Genomic DNA, 26,850 nt, shown 5'->3' on the forward strand with positions numbered 1-26,850 from the left:
GCTGAAGTGCCTACTGTCCGCCGCGGCGGACTGGCTGGGCTGTGTTGACTGTGTGGATGGCCCGCAGGAGTTTCGCCGGGAAGTACACCGAAAAAAACACCACCATGGGCGCCTTGAGGGCCATCTTCTTGACGTTGTGTGCCTTGTAGGTCCGGTCAAACCGGGTGACGTAATAGCGGTAGTCCCGCGGCGAGTCCTCCAACCGGCGTGCGGACATGCCGGAAACCATCTGCGGACAGTAACTGATCTTCAGGTCGTGGTCCGCCAGGTGCAGGGAAAGATCGATGTCCTCATGCATCTCGTCCTTCTCGTCACGGCACGTCTCTGACCGGATGATTTGCCAGGCTGATGAACGCAGGGCCATGTTAGAGCCGAACAGGAAGTGGTACTGGTGTTTGGCGAGCTTCAGCATAAGCTGGCGCATCTTGTCATCGGCTTTGAGGCCGAAGCGGCGCATGGGCATGTCGTAGTAGACCACGGGGCCGGTAGCAGCCTGGACTGATTGGTCTACGAAAGCCCGCTGCACCTGTTCCACCCAGTCCGGTTCCACCACGGAGTCGGCATCGATGCGGCCCAGGACGTCGCCGCTGGCGTTGTCCAGGCCGAAGTTCCGGGTGGGAATGAGCCCCTGTTCCCTGTCCTGGCTCAGCAAGATGATGGGGCTTTCCGGGTACTCAAGCTGCATCTGCCGGACAATGTCCGCGGTCCGGTCTTTCGACAGGTTGTCCACCACGATGATCTCGTGGGCGGGGACAGACTGGTAAATGGCAGCTATGAGGCACTGCCGGATCACGCTCTCCTCGTTGTATGCCGGGATAACAATTGATACGCGGGGCAGTTCTGCTGCGTCGTTCAAGGCATCCCCAGAGGATTGGTCGGCTGACATCAGTCCAAATCTAGCATCGATCAGATGTCCCGCCGGGAGGGCGGTATACCCGGAGACGAATGAGGGGCCCCGCCTGGAAGGCGGGACCCCTCAAGAGAAACGTTGTCTGCTAGGACTGGACGGTGCCCTTGTCCGCGCCGCCGGCGCTGCTGGAAACGTCCTCTGCCACGTGCTTGGCCTTGTCAGTGCCGTCTCCGGCCGGGACCTTGGCAGCCTCTGCAACCTCGGAGGCGGAGCCGGTGGTCGCTTCCGGGACCTCGTTCACGGTGGTGGCCGGAACAGGTGCAGGCGTGCCAGTCCCGGTGACGGGCGACGGCGTCTTCCACGGGTCCTCCACCGGCTTGGACGCTTTCCAGGCCGCCACGCCGGCGGCGACCGCCGCGGCAATAACACCGAAGACTAGCCAGCCGCGCTTCTTCGGCGTCTCCGGCTCAGCGAGCTGAACGGTAGCCGTGCGGCCTGCCTGAGTTGCGGCGGCCTTGAGCTGCGTGCCGGTGGCCACGGCCTGCTCCTGCAGGGCGTGAATGATCCCGACGTCCCCAAGCTTCTGGGCCACGGCGTCAACGTGTGCCGGCGTGTTCTCCAGCGTCCGGTGCACCACCCCTGACGCGACACCGATCTGGTCCGACAGGCGGGGCAGGTACTCCACCACTACGCGGTCCCGGGCATTAAGGATGACCGGCGTCGCCCTGTCCAGGGCCTCATGCAGCCGAGGCGAAGCGCCCTCCACCGCGTCATTGATCCGGGGAGCGAGCTGCGCAAGGCCGTCCTGGATGCGGGGCGTCACGACGGCCACGCCGTCGGCTGCCCTGTGCGCGGCCGTCTTCAGCCCTTCCTGGATCTTGGGAGATGCGGTATCCAGGCTGTGCTGCAGGCGGTCAACCGCTGCTTCTACACGGGGGCCGGCCCAATCCCTGGCATTCTCTACGGCGCTGGTGACTGACAGCTCAAGCTCACGGGCAATACGATCCGATTTCTTCACAACTACCTCCCGATTTAATGTGACGATCTGTGGTTAGCCTACGTGGCTTGGTGTTCACCGGCTATTCTCTCGGCGGATTTTAGGCGGATTTCACCCAGCGCGGAACTGTTGCCACAGCCATCCCCACCCCGGACCGTCATGGAAGAATGAGCCCTATGACTGCAATCGCAACCGCAAAAGCAACCATCCACACCAGCCTCGGCGACATCGTCGTTAACCTCTTCGGCAACCATGCCCCCAAGACGGTCAAAAACTTCGTTGGCCTCGCCACCGGCGAGCAGGCGTGGACCCACCCGGAGTCCGGCGAGGAAAAGACGGGCACACCGCTGTACAACGGCACCATCTTCCACCGCATCATCAAGGACTTCATGATCCAGGCCGGCGATCCGCTGGGCCGCGGCGTGGGTGGCCCGGGCTACCAGTTCGACGACGAGATCCACCCCGAACTCAGCTTCAACCAGCCCTACAAGCTGGCCATGGCAAACGCCGGCATCCGGATGGGCAAGGGCACCAACGGTTCCCAGTTCTTCATCACCACCATTCCCACCGACTGGCTGCAGGGCAAGCACAGCATCTTTGGTGAAGTGGCTGACGAGGAATCCAAGAAGGTTGTCGACGCCATCGAGGGCGTCCGTACCGGCATGGGCGACCGTCCCGTCGAGGACGTCACCATCAACAGCATCGACATCGAACAGCTGTAATTTCAACCCATGAGTTACGGAATTCCGTCGGCTGAGCCGTCCGCGCAGGTTCCGGTATGCCCCCGGCATCCGGACCGGCCATCCTATGTGCGCTGCCAGCGGTGCGGGCGCCCCGCGTGCCCCGACTGCCAGCGGGCGGCCGCCGTCGGATTCCAGTGCATTGACTGCGTCAACGAAACAAGGCGCACGACGCCGGAGGTCCGGACGGTCTACGGCGGCGCCGCAGCGTCGGGCAAACCGCTGGTGACGTACGGAATCATCGCTGTTTGCGCGCTGATGTACGCGCTGCAGTGGCTCATTCCGGGCCAGGTGGTTTACGAACAGTTCGCTTACAACAACGTGTTTGCTACCCCTGAATACGGGGCCTTTGAACCGTGGCGGATGCTCACCGCAGCTTTCCTGCATTCGCCGGACTCCGTCCTGCACATTGCCCTGAACATGTACACGCTGTGGATCTTCGGCCAGGCCCTCGAGCCACTCCTGGGCCGTGCCCGCTTCCTGGCGTTGTACCTCATCTCTGCAGTGGGCGGCTCCGTTGGGTACCTGCTCCTGAATCCCGTCCTGGTGCCCGGACAGGGGTTGGTGGGGGTTGTAGGTGCTTCAGGTGCCATCTTTGGCCTCTTCGGCGCCATGCTGCTGGTGCAGCGCCATCGCGGTGGGGATACCCGCCAGCTCTGGGTCCTGATTGCGATTAACGGTGTGATTGGGTTCCTGATCCCCCAGATCGCATGGCAGGCGCACCTGGGCGGCCTGATAACAGGTGCTCTGTGCGCGGCAGTCCTCGCCTACACTCCACGGGGACCACGGCAGGGTCTCATCCAGGCGGCAGGCCTGGTGGCGGTCCTGGTGCTGCTGGCCGCCGCGAGCTGGGCCAAAATCTCCATGTAGCCCATACACGTCCGCCCTAGGGTTAGGGCAAACGTCCTCCTGAAAGGCCCCGACATCTATGATGTCGGGGCCTTTCTTTTCCACAGGACTTATCCACAGTGTGCGTAACTTACACGCCTGTAGTTCAAACGGGAAAGGTGCCTTTCCAGCGAAGTGGCGGGAGTTCGCTGCAACAGTGCCAGCCGGAATCCACATCTGTGGATAACTCGTGGGGATAGCGCTGTGCGTAAGTGGACAAAGAGGGAAATATCCGGGCGTCTGTGGATATCGCCGGGGAAGGAACCCCTTGGCGGGCCCTACCCGGGCGGGTCTGCGTATCTTTCAACAGGCTTGTGCACAGTGTTAATAAGTAACAGCGGTGTAATCGTGCTTCCGCAATTGCCTGCTCCGCAGGGAGAAGGGCTCCGCTCGCTTACCCTGGCAGCTGCTGTTTCCACAACTGTGGATAAGTTGTGGGTATCGCTGTGTTGGTAAGTGGACAACTCTGGCTGCGTAGTCGAAGCTAGGTGGCAGCCTGCTGCTTGACGGCAGCGCTCCGGCACCTGCTGCCATTGCCTTCCCACGAGGAGAAATTCATTGAGCGCCACCACGAAGCACGTCTTCCTCGACAAGCAGCATCCTGTCCTGTGGCGGGCGCTCAACGGGCTGGGACTCAAGGTTCGTGAGGCCGCCGAGGCGGCGGGGTTGGACGAGAAGACCGTGGAACTCCTGCACGTCCGAATATCGCAGCTCAATGGCTGCGCGTATTGTCTGGATCTGCACGTAAGGGACGCGCTGAAGGCCGGCGAGAGCGGCCAGCGGCTGGCGGTGCTCCCCGCCTGGCGCGAGACGTCCCTCTTTACCGAAAGGGAACGGGCTGCCCTTGCCTTGGCTGAAAGCATTACGGAGTTGCCGGACCACCGTTCACAGGCTCACGAGGAGGAGTTCGCCCGCGAGCACCTCACGGAAGAGGAATTCTCGGTTGTCAGTTGGCTGGTAATCACCATGAACGCATTCAACCGGGTTTCCATTACCAGCCACCACCCCGTCCGTCGGGATCGCTAACTTACGACACACACAGAGGGGCCTCGTTATCCACAGGTCTTCCACACTGTTAATAACTGCATCTAGGCGGCATGATGAGCAGTTGGGCCTTGCAGGGCGCTTAGGAAGCCTGCTTGTTATTTGCAGGTTGGGGTTTTCAACAGTGTGGATAACTTTCCCAACAGTTGGGGAAAACCAGTTAGAGGCGGGGGCCCGGCCAGATTCCTGAAGAACCTCGGCGGTGGCTGTCCAGCAGGTGCGTATCCACCATGCCGATGGCTTCCATGAGGGCAAACATGGTGGTGGGGCCGACGAACGAGAACCCCTTCTTCCGAAGTGCCTTGGACAGGGCAATCGACTCCGCCGACTGGGTGGGGATGTCGGAATGGGTTGCAGGGCGGGGCGTATCAACCGGTTTGAACTGCCAGACGAAGTCCACCAGGCCGCCTTCGTCCCGCAGCGCGAGGGTGGCCTGTGCATTGGTCACGGCAGAGCGGACCTTCAGCCGGTTCCTGACGATGCCGGGGTCCTGCAGAAGCCGTTCGACGTCGGCCTCGGTAAAAAGGGCTACCGCGTCGGGGTTGAAGTCTGCAAAGGCCGCCCTGAAAGCGGGGCGCTTCCGAAGGATGGTGGCCCAAGAGAGACCTGCCTGGAATCCCTCCAGGCAGATGCGCTCGTAGAGCCCCTGTTCGTCGGTGACAGGAACGCCCCACTCCTGGTCGTAGTAGTCGCGCAGGAGCGGATCCACCGATGCCCACGCCGGCCGGGCGAGGCCGTCCTCGCCGACCACTGCACCACCGGCAGCTGCACCGCTGACGACTGCGCCGCGGTCAGGAACTATGAGCGCCACCGGGTGGTCATCAGGAAGCCGATGATTGCGATGCCGAAGCCGGCCACGATGTTCCAGGATTCCCACGCCTGGACCGGGAGGCGGCCTTCACTGATGTAGAAGGTGATGATCCAAAAGAGGCCGATGATCATTAGGCCGAACATGACCGGCTTGAACCAGATGGGGTTGGGCTTATAGGACTGCGACGTAGCCTGCTGGGGGGTGCTGGCGGTCTTCTTGCGAGGCTTTGACTCGGGCACGGGCTCTCCTTGGCGGGCTGAGGCAAGCTCGGCGTTCCGGGCTTGATATCCTGCAAGAAGGATGTTGCCAGCGGTCTGCGCGATCTTGGTCAAATCTGGATTCTTACTAGCAGCCAATTCTAGCCGTAGTCATGGGTCACCAATGCCCATCGCACCCGCCCGGAGGAGAACCCGTGGTACTGCAGGAGAAGGCGAGGCCCGCCGCTGCGCCGGCTGCCGGCGTCGTAATTCTGCGCGGTATCGTCCAGGTTGTGGGTGAGCTGCTCATTACCGCAGGAATCGTCCTTCTTCTCTTCGTTGCCTGGCAGCTGTGGTGGACCAACGTGGAATCTGACGCGAAGCAGAGCGAAGTCATCAAGGAGTTCGCCCAGGACCTCGGCGCTGCGGCTTCAGCCGCCCCGGACGCGCCGGCAGCTCCGGCGGCTCCCCAGGATTTTGGTCCCCCTGTGGTTTCAGCTGCGCCAGGTCATGCCGGCACCATCGGCATCATGTACATTCCCCGGTTTGGCGAAAGTTACACCCGGCCTATCGTCCAAGGAACCACCGGCGACGTGCTGGACACGCTGGGATTGGGACACTACGCCAACACGGCCATGCCCGGAGCGGTGGGTAACTTCGCTGTTGCCGGGCACCGCCAGACTCACGGCGCCGTTCTGGACAACATCCACACCCTGGTGCCCGGGGACAAGATCTACGTCCAGACCAAGGACGGCTACTACGTGTATGTCTTCCGCAACAACCAGATCGTGATGCCGTCGCGGACCGACGTCCTGGAACCGGTGCCCACCCTTCCGGGTGTCACCCCCACGGAAAGGTTCCTCACCATGACCAGCTGCAACCCCCGCTTCGGGGCGGAAGAACGCATCATCGCCTATGCCCTGCTGGACAGTTGGCGCCCTGCGTCGGCCGGTCCGCCAGCTGAAATCGCAGCCCAGGTGGCCGCAGCGGTTGGAAGGGGCTGAGCATGTACGGCTGGATCTTCCGCCATCTGCCAGGGCCTTTGTGGCTGCGAATCGCCACCTCGCTGGTGCTCATCGCCGTCGCACTGGTATTGATGGTTCAGTTCCTTTTTCCCTGGATGTCCGAGTACACCGCATTTACCGACTCAACGATTGGTTCCGCAAACCAGCCATGACCACAACCAAGATCCTCGTGGTGGATAACTACGACAGCTTCGTCTATACCCTGGTGGGCTACCTCCAGGAACTCGGTGCGGAGACCACAGTGGTCCGCAACGACGACGTGACTCTCGCGGAAGCCATTGAACTGGCCGGCGCCCGCGACGGCGTGCTGATCTCTCCGGGCCCAGGCAACCCGGCCGAAGCCGGCGTCTGCATCGAACTCATCAGGTGGTGCGGCGAGAACAGCGTGCCCATGTTCGGCGTTTGCCTGGGTCACCAGGCGCTGGCCGAAGCTTTCGGCGGCAAAGTAACCCATGCCCCGGAACTTATGCACGGGAAGACCTCCCTGGTGGAGCACATCGGAACCAGTGTTTTTTCCGGTCTCCCCTCCCCTGTTACGGCCACGCGCTACCACTCGCTCGCTGCGGTGCGGGACACGCTTCCCGACGTCCTGGAGGTCACAGCGGAAACCGCGACCGGAGTGGTGATGGGCCTCCAACACCGGACCGCGCCCTTGTGCGGCGTGCAGTTCCACCCGGAATCCGTGCTGACTGAGGGCGGCTACCAGATGCTGGGAAACTGGCTTGAGTCCCTGGGCATGAAAGGCGCGGCTGCGCGGGCAGCCAAGCTGAGCCCGCTCATCCAGCACTGACCCACCAGAACCGGTCCGGCACGCTGCTGACCGAAGCCAGCCGCTGAGGCAGGCGACAGTAGGGGGTCAGCCCCTCCTGCCGGACCTCTCTGTATCCGGGTCTGGGTCCGGCTCCGGTTCCGGGTCTGGGTCCGGCTCCGTCTCAGTCGGAGTTGGTTTAGGGGTTGGTTTAGGGGTTGGTTTAGGGGTTGGTTTAGGGGTGGGCGGCGGGGGCGGCGCCTTGGCCACCACGATGGTGACGGTCTTTCCCTGTTCTACCGTGGCGTTCACGGCGTCGCTCTGATCCGTGACCCTGCCTGGTTCCACCTGCGCGTTCTCGGCCTCGGCGACGGCAGGTACCAGGCCCAGTTCCTTCAAGGCTGCTTCTGCTTCTTGCCGGGTCAGTCCGCGCAGTTCCGGTACTGCCACCTTGCCCGTGGACACCACCAGCTCAACGCTTGTGCCCACGCCCACGCTCTGCCCTGGGGCGGGGCTTGTGGTGATCACGATGCCGGCCGGGACCGTGGCGCTGTTGGCGGTGGTGGTGGAGGGTGCGCCCACCAGCCCGATCTGTCGCAGCATGTCCCGCGCCGCAGCTTCGGTCTTGCCCGGGAGGGTGTCAGGAATCTTGACGGCGCTGGGTCCTTCGGAAATGTTCAGGATGACCTCGGACCCGGGTTCCATGGCCACGCCGGAGGCCGGATCCGTGCCGATGGCGGTGCCCTTGGGCACTGTATTGTGTTGCGAACGGACGATTCTGGGCTCGAAGTCCGCGCCGTAGAGCTCCTGCAGCGCCGCGGACTCAGTCATGGCGGCCACCACCGGAATCGCAATCTTGGGCGGCGGCGGTGCCGGGCGGTTCACAATGTTGTACAGCCACAGTCCGCCACCGGCAAGGACCAGGACGGTGAAAATCACCAGGGTGCTGATCCATGCACGACGGCGGGACTTCTGGCGCGCAGTTCGCTCCCGTTCCGGAGGCAGGCCCAAGGGTAATTCATCCCGTGTGGAAAGTTCGTAAGCGGCGGGAGTTGTGCTGACGCCGTCGTCCGCCAGTGCGCTCGTGGCAGCGAGCCGGCCGGTCGGCGCGTCGTCCAGGAAGCTGGCACCGGTCACGGCAAACGCTTCCGTGACAGGGCCAGTGGAAGGCGTTGGGATATGGTCATTGGGATCGGTGGGCGCCTCAGAGGCGGAGACAGCGGGCACAGGAATACCTGCCCTGGCAGCCCGCAGGGCACGCATAAAAGCGGCGGCATCCTGAAACCTGTCGTCGCGGTTCTTCTGCAGCGCCTTCGCCAGTACGGTGTCCAGCGCAGGCGAAATCTCCGGGTTCAGGCTGCTGGCCGGTGCTGGAATTTCACGCACGTGTTGGTAGGCAACGGACACTGGGCTGTCGCCAACGAACGGCGGCCGCGAGGTCAGCATTTCGTACAGGAGGCAGGCGGCGGAGTAAAGGTCGCTGCGTGCATCCACTGTTTCTCCGCGGGCCTGCTCCGGGGAGAGGTACTGCGCAGTGCCCACCACGGCCTGCGTCTGGGTCATGGTGGCTGAGGAGTCCGCAATGGCACGGGCGATGCCGAAGTCCATAACCTTCACCGAGTCCGTGCCTTCGCAATACATCACGTTGGCCGGCTTGATGTCCCGGTGCACGATGCCCGCCTTGTGGCTGTACTCCAGGGCTGCGAGCACACCCAGGCAGTAATCGATTGCCTGGGCGATCGTGACGTCGTTGGCCCGGATAAGGTCCCGGATGGTCTTGCCGTCAACAAATTCCATCACGATGTACGGCACCCGGACGTTGTCATCCGAACCGTCGTGGACGAGGTGCTCGCCCGTATCGTAAATGGCCACAATGGACGGGTGGTTCAACGCAGCCACGGCCTGGGCTTCGCGCTTGAAGCGCGCCTGGAACTGGGGATCACGCGCCATGTCCGGGCGCAATAGCTTCACGGCCACGGTACGCCCCAGCCGGGTGTCCAGGCCCCGGTGCACGTCCGCCATACCGCCCCGGCCGATGAGGCCGCCCAACTCGTATCGTCCGCTCAGGACACGCCGGTTATCCACCGGAAGGTTGTCCTCCCGGTGCGACGGTGTGCGCGCTGATTCGTTCATGGGTTGTCCTGGGGATTACGGCTGGCAGGTCGGGGGCAGCCCCGGCTGCTCGTCGGCGGCGCAACTCGGGAGTGGCGACGGTGCTGTTGGTGCTGCTGCTGCGGAGGAGGTTGTGGGTGCCGGGGTCGGCGTCGGTGCCGGAGCGGGTGTGGTGGGAGCAGGCGACGGTGGCACTGCAAACGTAATGGTCACCGGCGAGCCCACTTCCACCCGGCCCGAGCGGGACAGGGCAATAACCGAGTTGGGTGCGGAGTTCGCATCAACCTGGGGCTGCACCGTGACATCTAGATTGAGCGCGGACAGCTCGGACTGAACCGTCCGGTAGTCCTTCCCCAGGTAAGCCTCGGGTATGACGTTCACTGTTTCCGGCACCGGGGCGGTGGTGGGCTCGGGTGTGGTGGGGGTCTGGGTGGGTGTGGCCGACGGCGTTGTCCGAGTGGGGGTCGCCGAGGTGGCTGGGGCGCTGGTCGCGGGAGCACTGGACGAGGGATTGCCGGACGGGGAGAAGACTCCGAGTTGGTTCACCAGGAACCCGGCCAGCGCGAACAGGAGCAGCAGGACCAGGGCGATCAAGGGCCAGGTCCAGGGGCTGCGGCCCTTGCGCCGGGGCTCATCGGCGGGCTCGTCGTCGTACGTTGATTCTTCCGGAACCCATTTCCGCTCGGCTGCGAGGGCATTGGCCCGGGCGAGCGTACCCTGGGGTTCATCAGCATCCGCAGGCGAAGGCCCTGCAGCACCAGCACCTGCCGCCATTCCGGCTGCAGCACCGGCAGCACCAGCGCCGAACACCGGCAACGCGGAGGTGGGAGTGGGCGAACTGTCCCGCTGGGACCCGATAACACCGGTAGGGGCAGTTGCGGTGTCCACGGGGGCTGTGATGGGACCCGTGTCAGCGTCAAACAGGAGCATGCCCGGGACGGCAGCGCGTGCGGCGCTCACGTCTCCGTTCCGAATGGCTTCCGCTGCTTCTGCCAGCTTGATGGCGTTGGCCGGCCGGTTCTTCGGATCCTTGGCGAGCATGGACATTAGGAGGGCGCGCACCGGGGTAGGCAGCGATTCCGGCAGTGGCGGCGGCGCATCGTTGACCTGGGCGAGGGCGATGGCGATCTGGGACTCACCGGAGAACGGCCGGTGCCCCGAGAGGCATTCGTAGCCGATGACGCCCAGCGAGTAGATGTCCGAGGAGCCCGTGGCCGTCTGGCCCGTGGCTTGCTCAGGTGCCAGGTACTGCGCTGTCCCCATGACCTGGCCAGTCTGGGTAAGGGGCACCTGGTCAGCCAGGCGGGCGATGCCGAAGTCGGTGACCTTTACGCGTCCTTCAGGGGTGATCAGGAGGTTTCCCGGCTTGACGTCGCGGTGCACCAGTCCCTGGGCGTGGGCGACGGAGAGCGCGCGGGCAGTCTGCGCGATGATGGACAGGGTGCGGTCCGGGGACAGCACCTGCTCATGTTCGATGATGGCGCTGAGCGGCTGGCCCGGAACCAGTTCCATAACCAGGTAGGCGGAGCCCTCTTCCTCGCCGTAGTCAAAGACGTTGGCAATGCCAACGTGGTTGAGCAGGGCGGTGTGGCGGGCCTCGGCGCGGAAGCGCTGAAGGAAGCCGGGGTCTCCCGTGTACTCCTCTTTCAACACCTTGATGGCGACGATGCGGCCGAGGACGAGGTCTTTGGCTTTCCAGACTTCACCCATACCGCCAATCGCGATCCGCGTGGTCAGCTGGAATCTGCCGCCGAGGGTGATTCCGGTTGTAGGCCTCACTTATTCAACACCGCCTCAAAAATTCTCTTCGCGTTCGGACTCGTAAGCTGTGCGCCGGTATTGATGTCCACGCCCTCCATAACGATCGTGACACCCACCTGCGGATTGTTTGCCGGGGCGAAGCCGGTGAACCAGGAGTTGTTCGCGCCATTGCCCAGCTCTGCAGTTCCGGTTTTGCCTGCCACGTCGACGCCCGGCACCGCTGCCCTGTTGGCGATGCCCTCGCTGACCGCGCTGGTCATCCATTGCGTGATCTGGTTGGCGATCTCGGGGGTGGTGGAGGTGCGCAGCTGTTCAGGCTGCGGTTCGTCGATGACCCGGAGGTCCGGGGAACGCAGGGTCTTGATGAGGTTGGGCCTCATCTGTACGCCGTCGTTGGCGATGGCCGCAGTCATCATGGCGACCTGCAGGGGTGTGGCCCGGACGTCCCGCTGACCGATGGCGGACTGGGCCAGTCCCGGCTCGTCGAGATCGTCCGGGAATCCGTTGCCCCGGGCGTAGCCGAGCTTCAGCTGGTCTCCCATGTCCTCGGCAAATCCGAACTTTTTGGCCTGCTCGGCGATCGCATCGCGTCCAAGGTCCAGGGCGATGCTGGCGAAGGGTGTGTTGCAGGACTGCTGCAGCGCGAAGGCGAAGTCAGCGGTGTCCCGCGTGTAGCAGTTGCCGCCGGCATAGTTGGGAAGCTTGTACTGGATGCCGGGGAAGGGCATCTCAGCGGGGTTGGGTAGTTCGCTGTCCTTGTTGTACTTGCCGGAGGCAAGGGCGGCAGCGATGTCCACGAGTTTGAAAACGGAGCCAGGGGCGAGCAGTTCGCCGGTGGGTCCGCTGACGTTCGGGTTCAGGTTGATTCCGGGGACTTTGACAAGTTCGTTGATGTTGGCTGACTCTTCGGAGGGGTTCTGGGTGGCAACGAGGTTGGGGTTGTAGGAGGGCTTGGACACCATGGCCAGGATCGCGCCGGTCCTCGGGTTGGTAACCACAATGGAGCCACGCTGCCCGTCCGGAATGAGATCGTAGGCGAGCCGCTGGATCTCGGGATCGATGGTGAGCTCCACCGAGGCGCCCTTCGGCTGGTTGCCCAGGAAAAGCTGGCCCACCCGGTCCAGGAATAGTTGGTCCGCGTTTCCCGCCAACTGCTCCCGCATGGCCTGTTCCAGCCCGGTTGCGCCATAGTTCTGTGAGAAGTATCCGGTGATCCCCGCGTACAGCTCTGGCTGCGGGTAGGTCCGCTGGAACGCACAGGTCTCTGAACCGCTCTCCACCGATTCCGCTACCGGAGTTCCGGCCACGACGATGGCGCCGCGGTCATTGCAGTAGTCCTGCAGGATGGCTCGCTGGTTCCAGGGGTTATTTTCAAGCTCCTCGGCGCCGACCACCTGGACGTAGCTGATGGCGCCGAAGATGAGTGCGAACATGGCAATCGCCGCTACCCATGAATGCCGTATTGCCTGGTTCACAGGTGCTTCACCGCCTCGGTTGGAGTATCAATGCCCGTGGATTCTGCGCCCTTTGCGGCAGGCAGGGGTGTGGTGTCCACCGGGCCGCGGGCGGTGTGGGAAATCATCAGGAGCAGGCCGACGATGATCCAGTTGGCCAGCAGGGAGGAACCGCCGGCGGCCAGGAACGGCGTGGTGAGGCCCGTCAACGGGATGAGCCGGGTGACGCCGCCGATGACAACGAAGCACTGCAGCGCGACGGCGAAGGAGAGGCCGCAGGCGAGGAGCTTGCCGAACGCATCCCGGGTGCCCAGGGCCGCGCGGAAGCCGCGGGTAAAGAGCAGCAGGTACATCAGGACGATGGCAAAAAGTCCGATCAGCCCAAGTTCCTCGCCGAGGGAGGCGATAATCATGTCGCTGTTGGCAAATGGAACCAAGTCCGGACGGCCCTGGCCCAGGCCTGTACCCACCAGGCCGCCATTGGCCATGCCGAAGAGTCCCTGAACGATCTGGTGGCTGCCACCCGGGGCACGGCCGTAGACCTCTTCGGTGAACGCGTTGAGCCAGCCGTCGATGCGAAGTTCAACGTGCGAGAAAACCCGCGACGCCGCGAATCCGCCACCAAGGATGAGGGCCAACCCAATTACTACCCAGCTGATGCGGCTGGTTGCAACGTAGATCATGACAATGAACAGGCCGAAGAAGAGCACGGATGAGCCGAGGTCGCGCTGGAAAATGAGCACCCCGATACTCACCAACCAGGCCGTGATCATTGGGCCCATGTCCTTGAAACGGGGGAACTGCAGTGGGCCGATTTTCCTACCCGCCAGCAGGATCAGGTCCCGGTTCGAGGACAGATACCCGGCGAAGAATATGGCCAGGGTGATTTTGGCTACTTCACCAGGCTGGAACGTCATGGGGCCGAGCCGGATCCACACCCGGGCGCCAAGGATCTCGCCCGCGCTGATTCCGGGAATCAGCGGCAGCACCAGCAGCAGGGCGCTGGCGGCCAGCGAGATGAAGGTAAACCTGCGCAGAATGCGATGGTCCTTAAGGAACCAAATCACGGCGATTGCCACGGCCATGGCGATGAGTGTCCAGCGGAGCTGGTTGTTGCCGGTATCGTCTCCAGGCGGGTCCAGCCGGTGGATCATGGCCAGGCCGACCCCGTTCAAGGCCACCACCAAGGGAAGTATTACCGGATCAGCATATTTCGCACGGAAGCGGAGCACGCCGTGGAATACCAGGGCGGCGACAGCGAGGAGGCCTGACTGGAACCAGAAGTCCGAGTCAAAGGCCTTCTCCTGGTCCACCCCCACCAGCATGTTGGCGCCGATGCCTACTGCAAGGGCAAGAAGCAGCAACGCAAGCTCCACGTTGCGGCGCGGCTTGGGCGTGGTACTGAGCTGGCTCATTGGCCCACCTCGCAGGTAACTGTGGGACTGGCTGTAGGGGACGGGCTCGCAGGAGTGGTCGACACGCTGGGTGTCGGGGTTGCAGTGCCCGTAGAAGTAGCCGAGGCCTTGGGTGAAGGGGTGGCAGTGGCCGAAGAAGTGGCCGGAGCGCTTGGGGACGCGGAGGCGCCGGGAGAGGCCGACGGCGGTACGCACTCCTCCTCAGGCGACGTGGTGCCGGTCAGTTCGAGGTTCTTCACGATCCGCTGGGCGTCGTAGAGGTCCTGGGCAGGTACGGTCTGGCGGACCCGTTGCTGCGAGAACGGCGGAAGGGAATCCATCCGGATGCCCGTGACCGTCTCGAGGCTGGAGAGCTGGATGGGACCCAAACGCTGGGAAACGCCATTAAAAATAGCCACGCGGGAATCGAACTCGCCGACGTAGTAGCGGGTCTGCGTCCAGGCGTACCCCAGCCAGAGCCCGATGGTCAGTACCACCAGCACGGACGCGGCAATGGACCAGGTCAGCCACCGCCGGGGCCTGGGTGGTACAACGGCGTCATCCGCATCGCTGGTTTGCGGTTCAGCCTTGTGTGTGAGGAGGGTGGCGGCGCGACGGGCAACGGTGCGGCCGGCGATGGTGGGAATGGAGCCGGACTTCGCAGCTGCTGCGGCTGCTCCCACGAGTTCGTGTGGGCGGGACGCAAGTTCGTCGCGGAGGACTTCGGCAGACAGGTGCTCCCCGAGGTGCGGGTCTGTTGCCCCGGCTGCAGAGGAATCTGAGTTGCCGCTGCTTTCGCCTTGCTCCGGTGCGGGCGGTTCCTTGCCGGGGCCGGAGTTTGAAGCGTTGGCAGCGGGCGGTGCCGCCGGATCGCCGGCAGCGGGCTTCCCACCGTCCACCGAATCCGGCGCTCTGGCGGCGGGGGAACCCGCGCTCTTAGCCACGGCAGCGGCCTTGGTGACTTCGTGGGAAGGAATGACGTCGACGGCGGCTGTACTGACGTCGTCGGGCGTTTCTTCTACGATTTCAAGCATCACAACGGTGACGTTGTCCGGTGAGCCTGCCTCGAGGGTGAGATCCACGAGGGTCTCCGCGCACTCGCGGAGGTCCTTGGTTTCGCGCACGGTGCGTTCAACAGCATGCCCGGCGACATAGTTGAGGCCGTCCGAGCAGAGGAGCCAGCGTTCCCCCGGCTCCACGTCCAAAGTATCCAGGTCCAGTTCAGGGCTGGCGTCCACGTCACCCAGGACGCGCATCAGGACGTTTTTGTGCGGGTGGGTTTCGGCTTCCTCGGGCCGGAGCCGCCCCTCGTCGATGAGCCTTTGCACGAACGTGTGGTCAACACTGACCTGCTCAAATACGCCGTTTCGCAGACGATAGGCCCGGGAGTCACCGATGTGGGCAAAGTGCAGCTTCCCCTCGGCGAGCAGGAGCGACGTGACAGTGGTGCCCATGCCGGCCAGCTTGGGGTTGATGTGCACAAGCTCGGACAGCAGGGAGTTGGCGGTCTGGATCTCGTCGGCCAGGGTGGTGGCCGCGTCCCCGGTGTAGTCGCCGCGGTCCAAATGGATCATGTCCAGGACGGTGGCTGCGGAGGCGACGTCGCCCCCCGCGTGCCCGCCCATGCCATCGGCGACTACGGCCAGATGACGCCCCACATAAGCGGAATCGTCGTTTTTGGAGCGGATTTTGCCGACGTCGGACCTCGCCGCGAAGCGCATGATGAGGGGCCGCTGCGCCGGCTTGGGTTCGGTGGCGGGGGTTTGCGGGGCGGCCACGGCTATGGCCTCAATTCGATGACCGTCTTGCCGATTCTCACGGGTACGCCAAGCTCAACGGGCAGGGCACGGGTAAGCTGCTGGTCCGCCAAATAGGTGCCGTTGGTGGAGCCAAGGTCCTCGATAAACCAGCGGGTGCCCTGCGGGAACAGCCTCGCGTGACGCCCGGAGGCGTAGTCGTCCTCCAGGACGAGGGTGGCCTCCTGCGCACGGCCCAGCAGGATGGGGCTTGCGGCCAAGGGGAGTGTCCGTCCCTTGAGCGGGCCTTCGATAACTACCAGTTGCCGGGCCTGCTGCTTTACGGGCTGCTGCGGCTCTTCCGCAAGTTCGGGATTCCTGCGGACCTGACGGGCTGTTGGCGCGCCGGCTGCGGCCTTGCGGCCCACCATGAGGTCGCGCCGCATCGCGGACACGATGCTGAAGATCAGCACCCAGAGCAGGAGCAGGAAGCCGAACCGCAGGGCGGTGATGGTCAGTTCACTCATGCATGGCCGCCAGGGCCGGCAGGAAGCAGGCGGAAAATGATCTTTGTCCGTCCCATCGTGATTGTGGAGCCATCAGTGAGTTCGGTGCTTCCGGAGACCTTGTGCCCGTTCACGTAGCTCCCGTTGGTGGAACCCATGTCCACTGCGCTGGTGACGCCGTCGGCGGTCCGGATCTCGAGGTGCCGGCGGGAAACGCCCGTGTCCTCGACCAGGATGTCCGCTTCGGAGGACCTGCCCAGCACGATGGACGGGGCGTTGAGTGAATACCGCTGACCGTCGATGTCCAGGATCGGCTGCAGGCGGACGGGCTGACGGCTGGGAGCGGCAGGAAGGTTGGGGCGGGGCGGAGTGCCGCCGGGAGCGCCCTTGGATTTCTCCGTTGAGGAGACAATTTCGAAGTCGCCGGCCCGCAGGTCGGCGTCACGCCGGAAGGAGATCCGTACCGAACCCTGCAGGGTGTAGCCCTGGCTGCGGACGTGGTTGATGACGACGTCGCAAAGTTCTTCGGCCAGCGGCGTGCCCCATTCCTGGGCCCGTTTGAAGTCGTCATCGCTGAGTTGGACATCAAAAACGTTGGGCACCAAGGTGCGGCCCGCAGCAACGGTAAGGGACCTGTGGTCTACTTCCCGGCGCAACCTGCTGGCGATCTCCACGGGTTCAACCTGGTTGCGCGAGCCGGTGGAGAAGACACCTCGGACGGCCTTTTCGATGCCGCGCTCGACTTTGTCCAGCAGACCCATGGTTCTTCTCCTTTCCCCCCGGCTGCGGGGCAGTTTTCGTTCCGTAAGTTCACTTGCAGTGATGTTCTTAAGCCGCCGGTGTGCCTGCGTGCAGCAGTCACTCCTACATCAGATACTACTGGGCAGGCCCGTGAATGACCTTAATCCACAACGGCCGGGCGCTGCCAAAAGTTCGGTTTCGGGCTGACTGCGGTGCCCGGCTGCTTGCGGTTGAAGCCCACGCGCAGGTCTGGCCCTGGTCTCGGCTTGGTGGCGCTTGGCAGGGCCCTGGGACCTCAATTGGTGTTTTCCGGTCAATGTCCGTTATGCTTGATCTCGCTGCTTTCACAGGGTTGTGGTTCGGGAAACCGGCCGGGATTCGGTGAGGGAAGTTGCGCGCGAGTGGCGGAACGGCAGACGCGCTGGCTTCAGGTGCCAGTATCCGAAAGGGTGTGGGGGTTCAAATCCCCCCTCGCGCACGCAAATGAGAGCCCCGGTCAACAGACCGGGGCTCTTTTGCTTAACCCGTGGTCCTTGGCTTGTTCGCGGATCGGCGCCTTGAAGGTTCTGATCCGTGAACAAGCTTAGGTCTTGGCGCTGATTGCGCGGGGGCACGCAGGTTACGGCCTCGCGGAAGCCTTGAACCGCCGTCGTGAGTTGGCCAGATGGCTGCGCATGGCAGCTGCCGCGGCGGCTTCGTCTCCGTCCGCGATGGCCTCGGAGATGGAACGGTGCTCCTGGACCACCTGGTCGAAGTGGTCGCGGGCGTAGTGTTCGACGCCGGTCATCAGCCGGGTGCGCGGCATCGCGATCATCGTCTGGCCCAAGGCAGCCAGGCAGTCGGAGTAGAAGGGGTTGCCGGAGGCGGCGGCCACGGCCCGGTGGAACTCGAAGTCCGACTTCATGGCATGCGCGGGATGGCCGGCGCTGGCGGTGAACTCCTCAAGTGCCGCCGTCACCGCCCGCAGCTGCCGGTCGGTGTGGTTCCGCGCCGCAAGCGCCGCAGCCTCAGCCTCCACGCCCATCCGGAACTCGAGCAGATGGAGCCGGTCCTCCATGGTTGCCACGGGACGGACCCCGGGTGCTGCCTGGGGCCCGTCCGACGGCGGTGTGAGGGCAAAGCTGCCTCGCCCCCGTTCGGTTTCAACCAGTCCCTCGGCCTGGAGCCGGGTCAGGGCGGCGCGCACCACGGTCCGGCTCACGCCGAAGTCGCTGATGAGGGTGTTTTCGCTGGGGAGCTTCTCGCCCGGCTGGATGGCGCCGTCGACGATGCGGGTGCGAAGGTCGGCGGCGAGGTCCGCGGTGAGGTTCCGGCTCATGGCAACAAGGTTACGCGCCGAACTCCACAGACTCGGTGGTCCACGCGCGTGCCTGGTCGCTCAGCGTAACGCCGAGGCCGGGGCGGTCCGGGACGATCATGCGGCCATTCTTGGTTTCGAGGCGTTCGTTGAACAGGGGATCGAGCCAGTCGAAGTGCTCAACCCACGGCTCGCGCGGGTAGGCCGCGGCCAGGTGCAGGTGGATCTCCATGGCGAAGTGCGGAGCGAGACCGAGTCCGCGCTCGTCCGCCAGTGCGGCCAGGCGGAGGAACTGGGTGATGCCGCCGACCCGGGGTGCGTCGGGCTGGATGATGTCGCAGCCGTTGGCGTTGATAAGTCCCTTGTGCTCGGCCACGGAGGCGAGCATTTCGCCCGTGGCGATGGGTGTGTCCAGTACGTTCGCCAGATGGGCGTGGCCTTCGAAGTCGTAGGCGTCCAGGGGTTCTTCGATCCAGATGAGGTTGAATTCCTCGAGCTGGCGGCCCATGCGCAGGGCGGTGGCGCGGTCCCACTGCTGGTTGGCGTCCACCATGAGCGGGATGTCCCAGCTGATATGTTCGCGGATACCGGCGACGCGGCGCAGGTCCTCTTTGCTGTCCGGGAGGCCTACTTTGATCTTGATGCCGCCGATGCCTTCTTCGATGGACTGGGTGGCGCGTGCCTTCACTTCGTCCAGGGTGGCGTTGAGGAAGCCGCCGGAGGTGTTGTAGGTCTGGACGGAATCGCGGTAGGAGCCCAGGAACTTGGCCAGTGGCAGGCCCGCGCGCTTGGCCTTGAGGTCGTAGAGGGCAATGTCGATGGCGGCGAGGGCCTGGGTGGCGACGCCGGACCGGCCCACGGAGGCGCCTGCCCAGAGCAGCTTGGTGTAAATTTTGGCGATATCGTTGGGGTCCTCGCCGATGATGCCCTCGGCCACTTCCTTGGCGTGTGCATACTGTGCGGGACCGCCGGCGCGCTTGGAGTAGCTGAAGCCGATCCCGGTATGACCCAGTTCGGTGGTGATCTCTGCGAAGAGGAAGACTACTTCCGTCATGGGCTTCTGCCGCCCGGTGAAGACTTTGGCGTCGCTGATGGGAACGGCGAGGGGAAGCTTGGCGGTGGACAGTTTGACGTGCCGGATCAGGTCGACGGTACTCATGGGTTCTCCTTTGGGCGGGCGCCGGGCTTCTTCGCCCGCACTCTTATAATATAAGTGTGGAACTTGTATTACAAGTGGGTGCGTGGTCAAGCTGGCGCTGCCCCTTACTTCTTGCATTGGCGCAGTATTGGTAGGCCCTTCTGATTCCATGATCCCCGGCCAGTGCGGCTTCCGGCACTCCGTCTGCCGCGCTCCGAACCATCTCCGCTGCGCGCTCAGGAGTGAGGGTCTTCTTGCGTCCGCGGCATGCCTCGCTGCCGGGCCAAGGTGATGCTCCCGCGATGGCGTTCCCTAATGAATGCCCGTTCGAATTCGGCGCAGGTGCACATCACCGGTTGGCTACGGGGGTTCCTCGCCTAATCCTTAACGAACTCCACGCGCACACCTGCACTGGTCAACGTCTGGACCCCATGAGCGCAGGTCATCCTCACTCCGCGCGAGCCGGTCCAAGCTGTGGACCACGACGGTGTCTCCGTCGCGGGTGAAGCGCATCAGTTCGGCCAGCTGTGGCTTGGCAATGTGTTGGCCGGCGGTCTTGTCGCTGAAGGTCCTGTCCAGGGCCTCGCCGTCCAGCTGGGCTTGGCGTTCTGGTCCAGGGTGCTGACCCTTGTATAACCAATTCGTTGACCTGCCACCAAAGTCTCCTACGCAGAAGGTGTCAGGATGAAATCTATGAATGCCTCAATAAACTGTCTAGAAACGGCGGAGCAGGTCCTATTCTGACAACCGATTCGAAGGGTGCCTGACGTCAGGTTGGGGTGTGCCGTAGTTGCACTAGTGCACCGGTGCAACTACGGCACACAACTGAAGAGGCCACCATACGGTCTCCGGCGGAAGCTTGGTCAAATTCGGCTGAATACCGCCATGCAACGACTCGTTTGAAGCCTGCCTGACCTGGCGCAGCGGTCAGGCGGTTGGCCGATCCAATTTGCTTTGGGACATTGTCAGCTCAGCGTCGCTTGACGGGCCGGGTAGGAGGCCGAGAGAGCGGCGTCGACACCCCTGATGGATGGACAGCGGAGACTAGGTTCCGAACCCGGCGGCGTGCACCAATCGTTCCACATCACCGCATTTAGGAGAGCCTGGCCAATGGCGAAGCCACGACCTGTGAGCCAAATCAGGCCGATCAGCGCACTTCGTATGGTCGTGGTAACGAGGATAACCATGATGCCCAAGGCCGTGAGTACGTGGAAAACGACGTGCTGAAGGTCGCACCGCCAAGGAAATCCGCCACTGCATCAAACGCTACATGGCCCGCCTCATTTATCGGACGCACAATTCTCCATCTGAAGGCCTGGACTTCGCTTGACACTTAGCCAATGTGCCTGTTTGCCACTTGACGCAGCGCTGCCTGAGGGGTTCAATTATAGAACTTCCTTTACTCAACGCATTGATTGTCATGATCTTTCAACGAGCAAAGCGTTCTGAACTTTGCCTTCAAAGAACAATCGTCTGGGCCAACCTGGAAGCGCGACAATCTTGGCTGATCAGAAGACAAGTGTTGCTGATCAGAACACAAATCCGTGACCAGCTCGGGAACCATGGATTCTCCTAAGCAAACGTCTGGTCTCCCCGCAGGATTTCCTGACAGTTGCACAAGGTTCAATAACAGGAACGTACGAGAGAACAGGAACGTACGAGAGGGCAATTCCGGATGACTTGAAGGAGTGCTCGGACGATGACCTACTGCAGTAGTCCCCGCGCTCCTGACCGACCACAGTCGGAAGGCTTACTCTTGGAATCCAGAGCACAAGTCACACGGAGGGGCATTGTGCGAGACATAAGTTCGGTGAACCACCGAGGGGGCGTCTTTGCCACGCTGGCCAGCGCTGCTCTCGTAATTTCGGCTTTTACGGGCGCTGGCCCTGCTAGTGCCCACCACACTAGCTGCTATTTCGAAAATCGAAATCCCAGCCCATACGGTTCGTATGACAAGTACGCTGCCGGATCAAAAGCAATGCAGTTTTATGTTCCGGTAGAAGGCGGAGGCGTGCGCGGCACCCGAGTCAGATTCTACCCCGAGCTCCACGGGCACGCTCACAGCTGCCTTGCCTGGGAGGCAACAAATTTCGCATCCATGCAGGCCGCCCCTCACGGGGAGTGGCTCTACCTGTCCACGCAGTACTGGAACTCTTCGACGCGGCAATGGGTAGTGGCAGGAACTACTTGGTTGAATAACCAGTATCGTACGCAGAGTAAACGGTGGAAGTTGGATTATGCCAGCCCAAAGACCTTCACGCACGCCAGGGTTGTAGCGTGGTGGTACAAGGATGGCGTGTACTCGAACTCTCGCTCAATGACTTGTACGCTCGGCTCCCACGGCCAATCCTCGTATAGCTGCTCCTAATTGACCGGCACGAGGTGGGCAGTTATGCTGCCCTGCCACCTCGCACCGGGCAGCATAACTGTTCGCTCGTCATCCTGGGCGCTCTGAGACAATCGAAGGAGCTCGGCCTAAGAAAGCCCACGCTCGCATATAACATCTGGTTATGCCCCCTCTTCCATCTTAAAGGCGTGACTCAACAAAGCACACCGTGCAAGCCCTTTTCTACAGTCCGCTATTGAGCCACATCCTAATCTCAGGAAACAGGAATGGAACGCAATTATAAGTCGCATTCGTGGAAAGTTCTGACTGCGCACATCTCGGTTGGGGTCCTTGTCTTCGCAGGGCTCACTCTGAGTCCGGGTGACAAAGCCGAGGCTCACGGTGATCCTTTTCATGAGGTACGAGGCATCGACTGCGGTTATATCGGGAGCTTTGGGCGTGTGCGCTCCTACCCGCCCCGCCAAGTTGTGTCCTCATATCCCAGCACTTTCGCAAACGGTCAGGTCGTGAAGTGGAATCCTGTACTCTATAGGTGGAACGGGCAGCACTATATCAAATGGACGCCTCTGTTCAATTGGCCCGCATATGCCTACGTTAGCAGTTATGGCATAAGCCAGGGGGTAAACGGTGGCTGGCGCAACAGTTCGGGACACGGGCAATTAATTTTCGTACCTTTCGATCGATTGCCTTCTGGCACCTATACCGTGCTGAATCAACTCCATTGGACGGGTACGAATGTTTACCACAGCCAGTGGGCACTTAACAGTTGCGCTATATCGTAACCTGGCCTCGAATTTCATTGGCTGCCTGAGCCCGTCACCCGGTCGGACTACCCGGTGCCTGCCTGAGGGTTCTGAGGGGTTCGGTATTGTGGGCTCGCTACCTGACGATGCCACCGAGGCGGACGTCCTCGAGCAGCACACGGATGTGCGACCCGGCAGTCCAGGCCATGCGGGGATAGCGGGCGTGGCGGAAGGAAACGCCGCGGAGGCAGACCTGGTCGAACAGGCCCTGGCGCCCCTTTCGATGACGAAGAGGACTACCTGACGCCCATAGCGAGACGTTGTAGAAGATGAACGGCCGCGATGCCCGGCTGCGGCCACGGCTGCGCATTTTCCCTCACGGGGGTGCTGCGCTAAAAGTGCGCGGTGCTCACGCATTTATGGATGCTACTTCGAGTGGGTCCCTTCGTGTGCCCGAAGTCGGGTGTTGGCGGCCAGCCAGCAGGCATCGCCGAAAGTCCGGAAGCTTCCAGGTCCGGCGCCGCCCGCTGCGCCGTTTCGCTGTTGGACGACGGCTGTCTTTCCCCAAAACATCTTGCAAACTTATACTCAGGATGCTAGAAAATCTGTATCAACGGATATAGATCCTGTCAGTTGTTGATGATCAAAGGAGGTATGTCATGTTGATGATGAGCGATTCGTTCCGCCAGTTGGGCCGGTTGACGCAGCAGGTGCTGGGCACTGCGGCCCACCCTGCCGCAATGGCTTTGGATGCCTGGCGTGATGGTGATGAATTCGTGGTCGCGGTTGATCTGCCCGGCGTTGAGACTGAGTCGATCGATGTAAACGTTGAGCAGAATGTCCTGAACATCCGCGCCGAGCGTCAGGTAGCCACTGGCGAAGGTCTGGAATTAATTGCTGCGGAGCGCCCGCGTGGTGTCTTTAGTCGCCAGCTGATCCTCGGCGAAGCGCTGGATACCGAAGGTGTGAAGGCCGGTTATGACAGCGGCGTCCTCACAATCCGCATCCCGGTAGCTCAGAAAGCCCAGCCTCGGAAGATCGAAATCACCTCCGGAGACGGCGCGCAGCAGATTAGCGCCTAACAGAACGGGAGGATGCTGAAGCCGGGCTGCCTAAAGGGCGGTTTGCTTCCCATCAGGAGCAGCGACGCTGAGTTTCGGATGCGCAGCATCAGGGCATAAACACCTTTCCCGAGGCCGTCCCCCTTACTGAGCTGGGGCGAATTCTTCGGATGCTGCCGCGCACGGCAGTAGGCGCAGGCAAGCTTGGGTCCTTTGTCTACTGGACCCGGATTCCGGACGCTCCAGCGCCTTTCCAGCTTCCGTCCTCCAGCCCGGTGAATGGGGTGGTGATCAGGCGTTGGCGCCCCTTGAAGACCGGACCGCGGCCTGTTGCCTGTCGCTGACTCTCTGCCCATGCCGGGCAGCGGCTGCTTTGGGCCTCGGTTTAATTTCACAGCCTTCTTCAAGGTGGCGGCTTTACGCTGTCTGCACCTGACCGGCTCGCCAGACCTCATGACTTGTTCCGGCCGGGACGTCGGGCGGGCCAGCGTAACCCGCATGTAAGGCGAAGCCCGGCGGCCAGCTCCCGCTCCAGAGGCGTAACCTCACGCGGTTAGCGTCACCGGAGCGGCGTCACGGATTGGATGGCAGAGATGCCCGACACCAGCGATGTCGCCCGGAACATGCGGCTGAAAGCCTTCAAGGATTGGAACGCCGCCCAGGCCCACCGACGACACCGCGCACGGGTGGCGGCCGCGGCTGCAGCTGTTGTGGTTTTGTTCGGTCTTCTGGCCGGATGTACCGGTGACCGCCCGGATTTCATCACCCCGGGCGCCGGTCCGGTGCCGGAAGGCACGGACGCCCGGACTGTACTGGAGGCCTTCAGGGGCCGGGGCATGATGAACCACCTCAAGGCGCTGCAGCGCGTCGCCGATGAGAATGGCGGCAACCGCGCCTCCGGCACGTCCGGGTACGAGAACTCAGCCCGTTACATCGAAGAGCAGCTGCGCGCCGCGGGGTATTCACCCGTCCGGCAGACGTTCAGCTACCAGCGCGATGACGAGACCCTAGAGTCCTTCAACATCCTCGCCGACACCGAGGGCAGTGCCGACTACACGATTGTCGTGGGAGGGCATTTGGACTCCGTGCGACGCGGCCCGGGAATCAACGACAATGGCAGCGGCGTCGCGGCAGTACTGGAAACCGCCCGGTGGATGAAGGAGTCCGGGATCAAGCCGGCGAACAGGGTCCGCTTCGCGTTCTGGGCAGCTGAAGAGAATGACTTTGATGGTTCCCGGCATTACGTCCAGGAATTGAGCAAAACCGAGATCCGCAGGACTGCGGCATACCTGAATGTGGACATGGCGGCCTCGCCTAACGGTGTGAGGTCCTTCCACGACGGCGACGGGTCCGATTTCGGGGACGCCGGCCCGGGTGGTTCGGAAGAAATAGAGGACGTCTTCTCCCGCTACTTTAGGGAGAACTCTCTGCCAGCGGAAAGCACAGTCTTCGACGGTGGATCCGACTACGGACCGTTCGTGAAGGTTGGGATCCCAAGCGGGGGGCTGTTCTCCGGCGACGTGGAACGCAAAACCAACGCCCAGGCACAGGCCTACGGCGGTGAGGCCGGAGAGGACCTTGATTCCTGCTACCACAAGGCCTGCGACACCATCAAAAACATCAACCCGGAACTGCTCGAGGACATGTCGGGCGCCCTCGCCTTCGCCACCGTGTCCTTCGCCATGGCCCAGCAGGGATAACCAGCACGGGTGGACCGTGTGGTGCCGGAACGCGTCCGGTCTCTGCTTCCCGCACAAGGGTTTTCCAATTTGGGTTGCCTGGCTGAGTTCCTTAACGGTATGTCCCTTGGGGTGGAGGCGCAGATGAATTCGCAATGCTTTGCTGCCCACTAAAGGCGGCGTTCGATTCGGCTTCCGCCGGCAGCTGCCTGCGGCCTTGCCACTTAATGCAAGTTCACAGGCTGTTCAAAGGTTCCAAAATTAGGATCCGTGCAGGGCAACCAGGAGTGCCAAGCCGGTAACAAGACGTAAATTCATGGCAGTCTGGGTAACCTGGCGCCACGGCGTCATCCACGACTTCGAGCAGGCGGTGCTCGCCGGCGCGCGCGGTACGACCCGACTTCCACCTATCCGTTGGCGCGGCGACGGCGCTGGTGTCAGCGCTGGCACTGGCCGCCGGTGCCGAGTCGTGGGCTGTACCGGCGGGGGAGTTGCAACCGGTGAGCAGGACGGCAGCCATAAGCACATTGGTGGCACCGAGGAGCGGGGCCCTGCTTGTAAACGAAGTAGGACCCCATTTTCATGCGTCGAACATAACTCGGCCCCTGAAGGCGAACAATGACTTTTGACCCAGCTTGGTTAGCTTCGGTAGGCCCGCCGTCCACATTCCAGTTCTCCGTGTCCTATTTTCACGCCGCCGCAAAAGACATGCCGAAGCGGGCTCCAGGGGTGAAGAGCATTCATGCGCTCTCTCCCAGTGCCAGTAGAGACGCGATTGCTTTTGATGTGGGGTCATTGTGGGAATTGAGACACCAGGAAACCCTTGCCACAGAATCAGTAGGCGCAGCAGCAGTTCCGCGTCGGGAAGCACTCATCATGGCTGCACTTACCTGCTTCCTATATAGACCCCACATGAGTTCACTATGAAGCGGACAGGCAAGTTCCATCGGTCGAGCCGCTAGTCGGTCAAAAGTAATTGGTCCAAACAGGTCGTGATGAGGCGATAACGTCACTCCTGCCTCCCCGCAGCCAGCAACCGTACACTGGTTCGAAGTATCTATTTCCAAACTTCCTCTCTTGCCGGTACTTCATGAATTGTCAGGGATGGTCAAAAGGTGAGCGCTTTCGCGGGCTGAAAAGTGAGCCACTTTGACACTGGTAATTCCGCCGTACTCCGTCGCCGAACCGTTCCCTTCCATACTGCGGCCAGGCTCATGAGAGGAACCTGAGAACGGCATAGGCTCTCATTGCATCGGGACGGTTCAGGTTGAATCCTTGGACTATGGTTCAACCGAATCCGTAGTCCGCCGCTGCGCTTCCGATGCGGGTACTAGAGAAAACACGGCGAAAGCGTGGGGTGCGGCGCGGACTCCGATGGCAATCCACTGTGGCGGCGGTGGCCGTCGTCGCCGTCGCCATGCTGACCGGAGGGTTACTGCTGCTCCAGACACTGGGGTCGGCGCTCGTTTCCAGTACTGACAGCCTGCTACGGTCCAAGGTCCAAGACGTAGCGGTCCTGATTCAAAACGACCATGCCGAAGAAGCCACCCGGGCGGTCGCCGGCACCGTGAATAAAGACCC

The 26,850-nt window shown here is 62.6% G+C and carries 25 protein-coding genes, 1 tRNA gene and 1 pseudogene; 12 read left to right on the forward strand and 15 right to left on the reverse strand.

All coding sequences use genetic code 11. The features are described 5' to 3' along the window. Positions 1 to 10: 10 nt before the first annotated feature. Both CXQ88_RS09260 and CXQ88_RS09265 read right to left on the reverse strand, forming a co-directional pair. The gene (locus CXQ88_RS09260; protein WP_104043858.1) at positions 11 to 886 is read right to left on the reverse strand and encodes a glycosyltransferase; all 876 of its coding nucleotides are present in this window, start codon (positions 884 to 886) and stop codon (positions 11 to 13) included. A gap of 109 nt (positions 887 to 995) precedes the next feature. Next, positions 996 to 1,868: a hypothetical protein gene (locus CXQ88_RS09265; protein ID WP_104043859.1), complete on the reverse strand. Its 873-nt coding sequence runs from the start codon at positions 1,866 to 1,868 to the stop codon at positions 996 to 998. 155 nt (positions 1,869 to 2,023) lie between these two features. Here CXQ88_RS09265 and CXQ88_RS09270 point away from each other — a divergent pair, with 155 nt between their 5' ends. The 3 genes from CXQ88_RS09270 to CXQ88_RS09280 all read left to right on the forward strand — a co-directional run bounded on the left by CXQ88_RS09270 (position 2,024) and on the right by CXQ88_RS09280 (position 4,501). Beyond that, on the forward strand, positions 2,024 to 2,569 hold the full coding sequence (locus tag CXQ88_RS09270) for a peptidylprolyl isomerase (RefSeq protein ID WP_104043860.1): 546 nt from the start codon (positions 2,024 to 2,026) through the stop codon (positions 2,567 to 2,569). Between the two features lie 9 nt (positions 2,570 to 2,578). Continuing rightward, positions 2,579 to 3,457, forward strand: a complete 879-nt coding sequence (locus tag CXQ88_RS09275) for a rhomboid family intramembrane serine protease (RefSeq protein ID WP_104043861.1) — start codon at positions 2,579 to 2,581, stop codon at positions 3,455 to 3,457. Positions 3,458 to 4,033: 576 nt separating this feature from the next. Beyond that, the gene (locus tag CXQ88_RS09280) at positions 4,034 to 4,501 is read left to right on the forward strand and encodes a carboxymuconolactone decarboxylase family protein (protein WP_104043862.1); all 468 of its coding nucleotides are present in this window, start codon (positions 4,034 to 4,036) and stop codon (positions 4,499 to 4,501) included. Between the two features lie 178 nt (positions 4,502 to 4,679). Here CXQ88_RS09280 and CXQ88_RS09285 read toward each other — a convergent pair whose 3' ends face one another. Continuing rightward, positions 4,680 to 5,321, reverse strand: coding sequence for a DNA-3-methyladenine glycosylase I (locus CXQ88_RS09285; protein WP_373637738.1), 642 nt, complete (start codon positions 5,319 to 5,321; stop codon positions 4,680 to 4,682). Next, positions 5,318 to 5,569, reverse strand: coding sequence for a cell division protein CrgA (locus CXQ88_RS09290; protein WP_104043904.1), 252 nt, complete (start codon positions 5,567 to 5,569; stop codon positions 5,318 to 5,320). Before CXQ88_RS09290 ends, CXQ88_RS09285 begins: the two co-directional genes overlap by 4 nt. Before the next feature lie 173 nt (positions 5,570 to 5,742). Between CXQ88_RS09290 and CXQ88_RS09295 the strand changes: the two genes are divergently transcribed. Genes CXQ88_RS09295 through CXQ88_RS09300 form a run of 3 tightly spaced genes read left to right on the forward strand, consistent with a single transcriptional unit; the run spans position 5,743 to position 7,342 of the window. Then, complete coding sequence (locus CXQ88_RS09295) at positions 5,743 to 6,531, forward strand: class E sortase (protein WP_258061787.1); 789 nt, start codon at positions 5,743 to 5,745, stop codon at positions 6,529 to 6,531. 2 nt (positions 6,532 to 6,533) lie between these two features. Beyond that, entirely contained in the window at positions 6,534 to 6,704 is a 171-nt protein-coding gene (locus tag CXQ88_RS21745) for a hypothetical protein (protein WP_181037454.1), read from the forward strand. Continuing rightward, a complete protein-coding gene (locus tag CXQ88_RS09300) occupies positions 6,701 to 7,342 on the forward strand; it encodes an anthranilate synthase component II (protein WP_104043864.1) in 642 nt (213 codons plus the stop codon). Before CXQ88_RS21745 ends, CXQ88_RS09300 begins: the two co-directional genes overlap by 4 nt. Before the next feature lie 66 nt (positions 7,343 to 7,408). Here the strand turns inward: CXQ88_RS09300 and pknB are convergent, their stop codons facing one another. From pknB to CXQ88_RS09335, 7 genes are read right to left on the reverse strand one after another with little or no spacing between them, the layout of a single operon-like run. Next, positions 7,409 to 9,433: a Stk1 family PASTA domain-containing Ser/Thr kinase gene (pknB, locus tag CXQ88_RS09305; protein WP_104043865.1), complete on the reverse strand. Its 2,025-nt coding sequence runs from the start codon at positions 9,431 to 9,433 to the stop codon at positions 7,409 to 7,411. A gap of 15 nt (positions 9,434 to 9,448) precedes the next feature. Next, complete coding sequence (locus CXQ88_RS09310; protein ID WP_104043866.1) at positions 9,449 to 11,191, reverse strand: serine/threonine-protein kinase; 1,743 nt, start codon at positions 11,189 to 11,191, stop codon at positions 9,449 to 9,451. Then, positions 11,188 to 12,648, reverse strand: coding sequence for a peptidoglycan D,D-transpeptidase FtsI family protein (locus tag CXQ88_RS09315; RefSeq protein WP_104043867.1), 1,461 nt, complete (start codon positions 12,646 to 12,648; stop codon positions 11,188 to 11,190). The genes CXQ88_RS09310 and CXQ88_RS09315 overlap by 4 nt, the downstream gene beginning before the upstream one ends. Beyond that, the gene (locus tag CXQ88_RS09320) at positions 12,645 to 14,042 is read right to left on the reverse strand and encodes an FtsW/RodA/SpoVE family cell cycle protein (protein WP_104043868.1); all 1,398 of its coding nucleotides are present in this window, start codon (positions 14,040 to 14,042) and stop codon (positions 12,645 to 12,647) included. Before CXQ88_RS09320 ends, CXQ88_RS09315 begins: the two co-directional genes overlap by 4 nt. Beyond that, complete coding sequence (locus tag CXQ88_RS09325; protein WP_104043906.1) at positions 14,039 to 15,742, reverse strand: PP2C family protein-serine/threonine phosphatase; 1,704 nt, start codon at positions 15,740 to 15,742, stop codon at positions 14,039 to 14,041. Before CXQ88_RS09325 ends, CXQ88_RS09320 begins: the two co-directional genes overlap by 4 nt. A gap of 59 nt (positions 15,743 to 15,801) precedes the next feature. After that, positions 15,802 to 16,284 carry an FHA domain-containing protein FhaB/FipA gene (locus CXQ88_RS09330; RefSeq protein ID WP_104043869.1) on the reverse strand — a complete coding sequence of 161 codons (483 nt, stop codon included), beginning with the start codon at positions 16,282 to 16,284 and terminating at the stop codon, positions 15,802 to 15,804. Then, the gene (locus CXQ88_RS09335; RefSeq protein ID WP_104043870.1) at positions 16,281 to 17,024 is read right to left on the reverse strand and encodes an FhaA domain-containing protein; all 744 of its coding nucleotides are present in this window, start codon (positions 17,022 to 17,024) and stop codon (positions 16,281 to 16,283) included. Before CXQ88_RS09335 ends, CXQ88_RS09330 begins: the two co-directional genes overlap by 4 nt. 375 nt (positions 17,025 to 17,399) lie before the next feature. On the opposite strand from CXQ88_RS09335, the gene CXQ88_RS09340 reads away from it, so the two are divergent. Beyond that, a tRNA-Leu gene (locus CXQ88_RS09340) sits at positions 17,400 to 17,482 on the forward strand. Between the two features lie 141 nt (positions 17,483 to 17,623). Here CXQ88_RS09340 and CXQ88_RS09345 read toward each other — a convergent pair. From CXQ88_RS09345 to CXQ88_RS22835, 3 genes are all read right to left on the reverse strand, one after another. Continuing rightward, positions 17,624 to 18,322: a FadR/GntR family transcriptional regulator gene (locus tag CXQ88_RS09345; protein WP_104043871.1), complete on the reverse strand. Its 699-nt coding sequence runs from the start codon at positions 18,320 to 18,322 to the stop codon at positions 17,624 to 17,626. 10 nt (positions 18,323 to 18,332) lie between these two features. Beyond that, a complete protein-coding gene (locus CXQ88_RS09350; RefSeq protein WP_104043872.1) occupies positions 18,333 to 19,460 on the reverse strand; it encodes an L-talarate/galactarate dehydratase in 1,128 nt (375 codons plus the stop codon). A gap of 363 nt (positions 19,461 to 19,823) precedes the next feature. Next, a complete protein-coding gene (locus CXQ88_RS22835) occupies positions 19,824 to 19,979 on the reverse strand; it encodes a recombinase family protein (protein ID WP_441296480.1) in 156 nt (51 codons plus the stop codon). Between CXQ88_RS22835 and CXQ88_RS22840 the strand changes: the two genes are divergently transcribed. Both CXQ88_RS22840 and CXQ88_RS22275 read left to right on the forward strand, forming a co-directional pair. Then, on the forward strand, positions 19,914 to 20,075 hold the full coding sequence (locus CXQ88_RS22840) for a hypothetical protein (protein ID WP_441296479.1): 162 nt from the start codon (positions 19,914 to 19,916) through the stop codon (positions 20,073 to 20,075). The genes CXQ88_RS22835 and CXQ88_RS22840 overlap by 66 nt on opposite strands. Before the next feature lie 548 nt (positions 20,076 to 20,623). Next, positions 20,624 to 20,769, forward strand: a pseudogene (locus tag CXQ88_RS22275) (IS110 family transposase); the annotation flags it as partial. 1,896 nt (positions 20,770 to 22,665) lie between these two features. Here the strand turns inward: CXQ88_RS22275 and CXQ88_RS21535 are convergent. After that, positions 22,666 to 22,899 carry a hypothetical protein gene (locus CXQ88_RS21535; protein WP_146069176.1) on the reverse strand — a complete coding sequence of 78 codons (234 nt, stop codon included), beginning with the start codon at positions 22,897 to 22,899 and terminating at the stop codon, positions 22,666 to 22,668. 289 nt (positions 22,900 to 23,188) lie between these two features. Between CXQ88_RS21535 and CXQ88_RS09360 the strand changes: the two genes are divergently transcribed. The 3 genes from CXQ88_RS09360 to CXQ88_RS22105 all read left to right on the forward strand — a co-directional run. After that, a complete protein-coding gene (locus tag CXQ88_RS09360; RefSeq protein ID WP_104043873.1) occupies positions 23,189 to 23,611 on the forward strand; it encodes an Hsp20/alpha crystallin family protein in 423 nt (140 codons plus the stop codon). Positions 23,612 to 24,174: 563 nt separating this feature from the next. Continuing rightward, on the forward strand, positions 24,175 to 25,290 hold the full coding sequence (locus CXQ88_RS09365; RefSeq protein WP_104043874.1) for a M20/M25/M40 family metallo-hydrolase: 1,116 nt from the start codon (positions 24,175 to 24,177) through the stop codon (positions 25,288 to 25,290). 1,375 nt (positions 25,291 to 26,665) lie between these two features. After that, positions 26,666 to 26,850: hypothetical protein (locus CXQ88_RS22105; RefSeq protein WP_373637737.1), on the forward strand; the 185-nt coding region annotated here is incomplete at its 3' end.

Origin of the sequence: Arthrobacter sp. ZGTC412 (assembly GCF_002929215.1) — a bacterium.
Classification (GTDB): domain Bacteria; phylum Actinomycetota; class Actinomycetes; order Actinomycetales; family Micrococcaceae; genus Arthrobacter.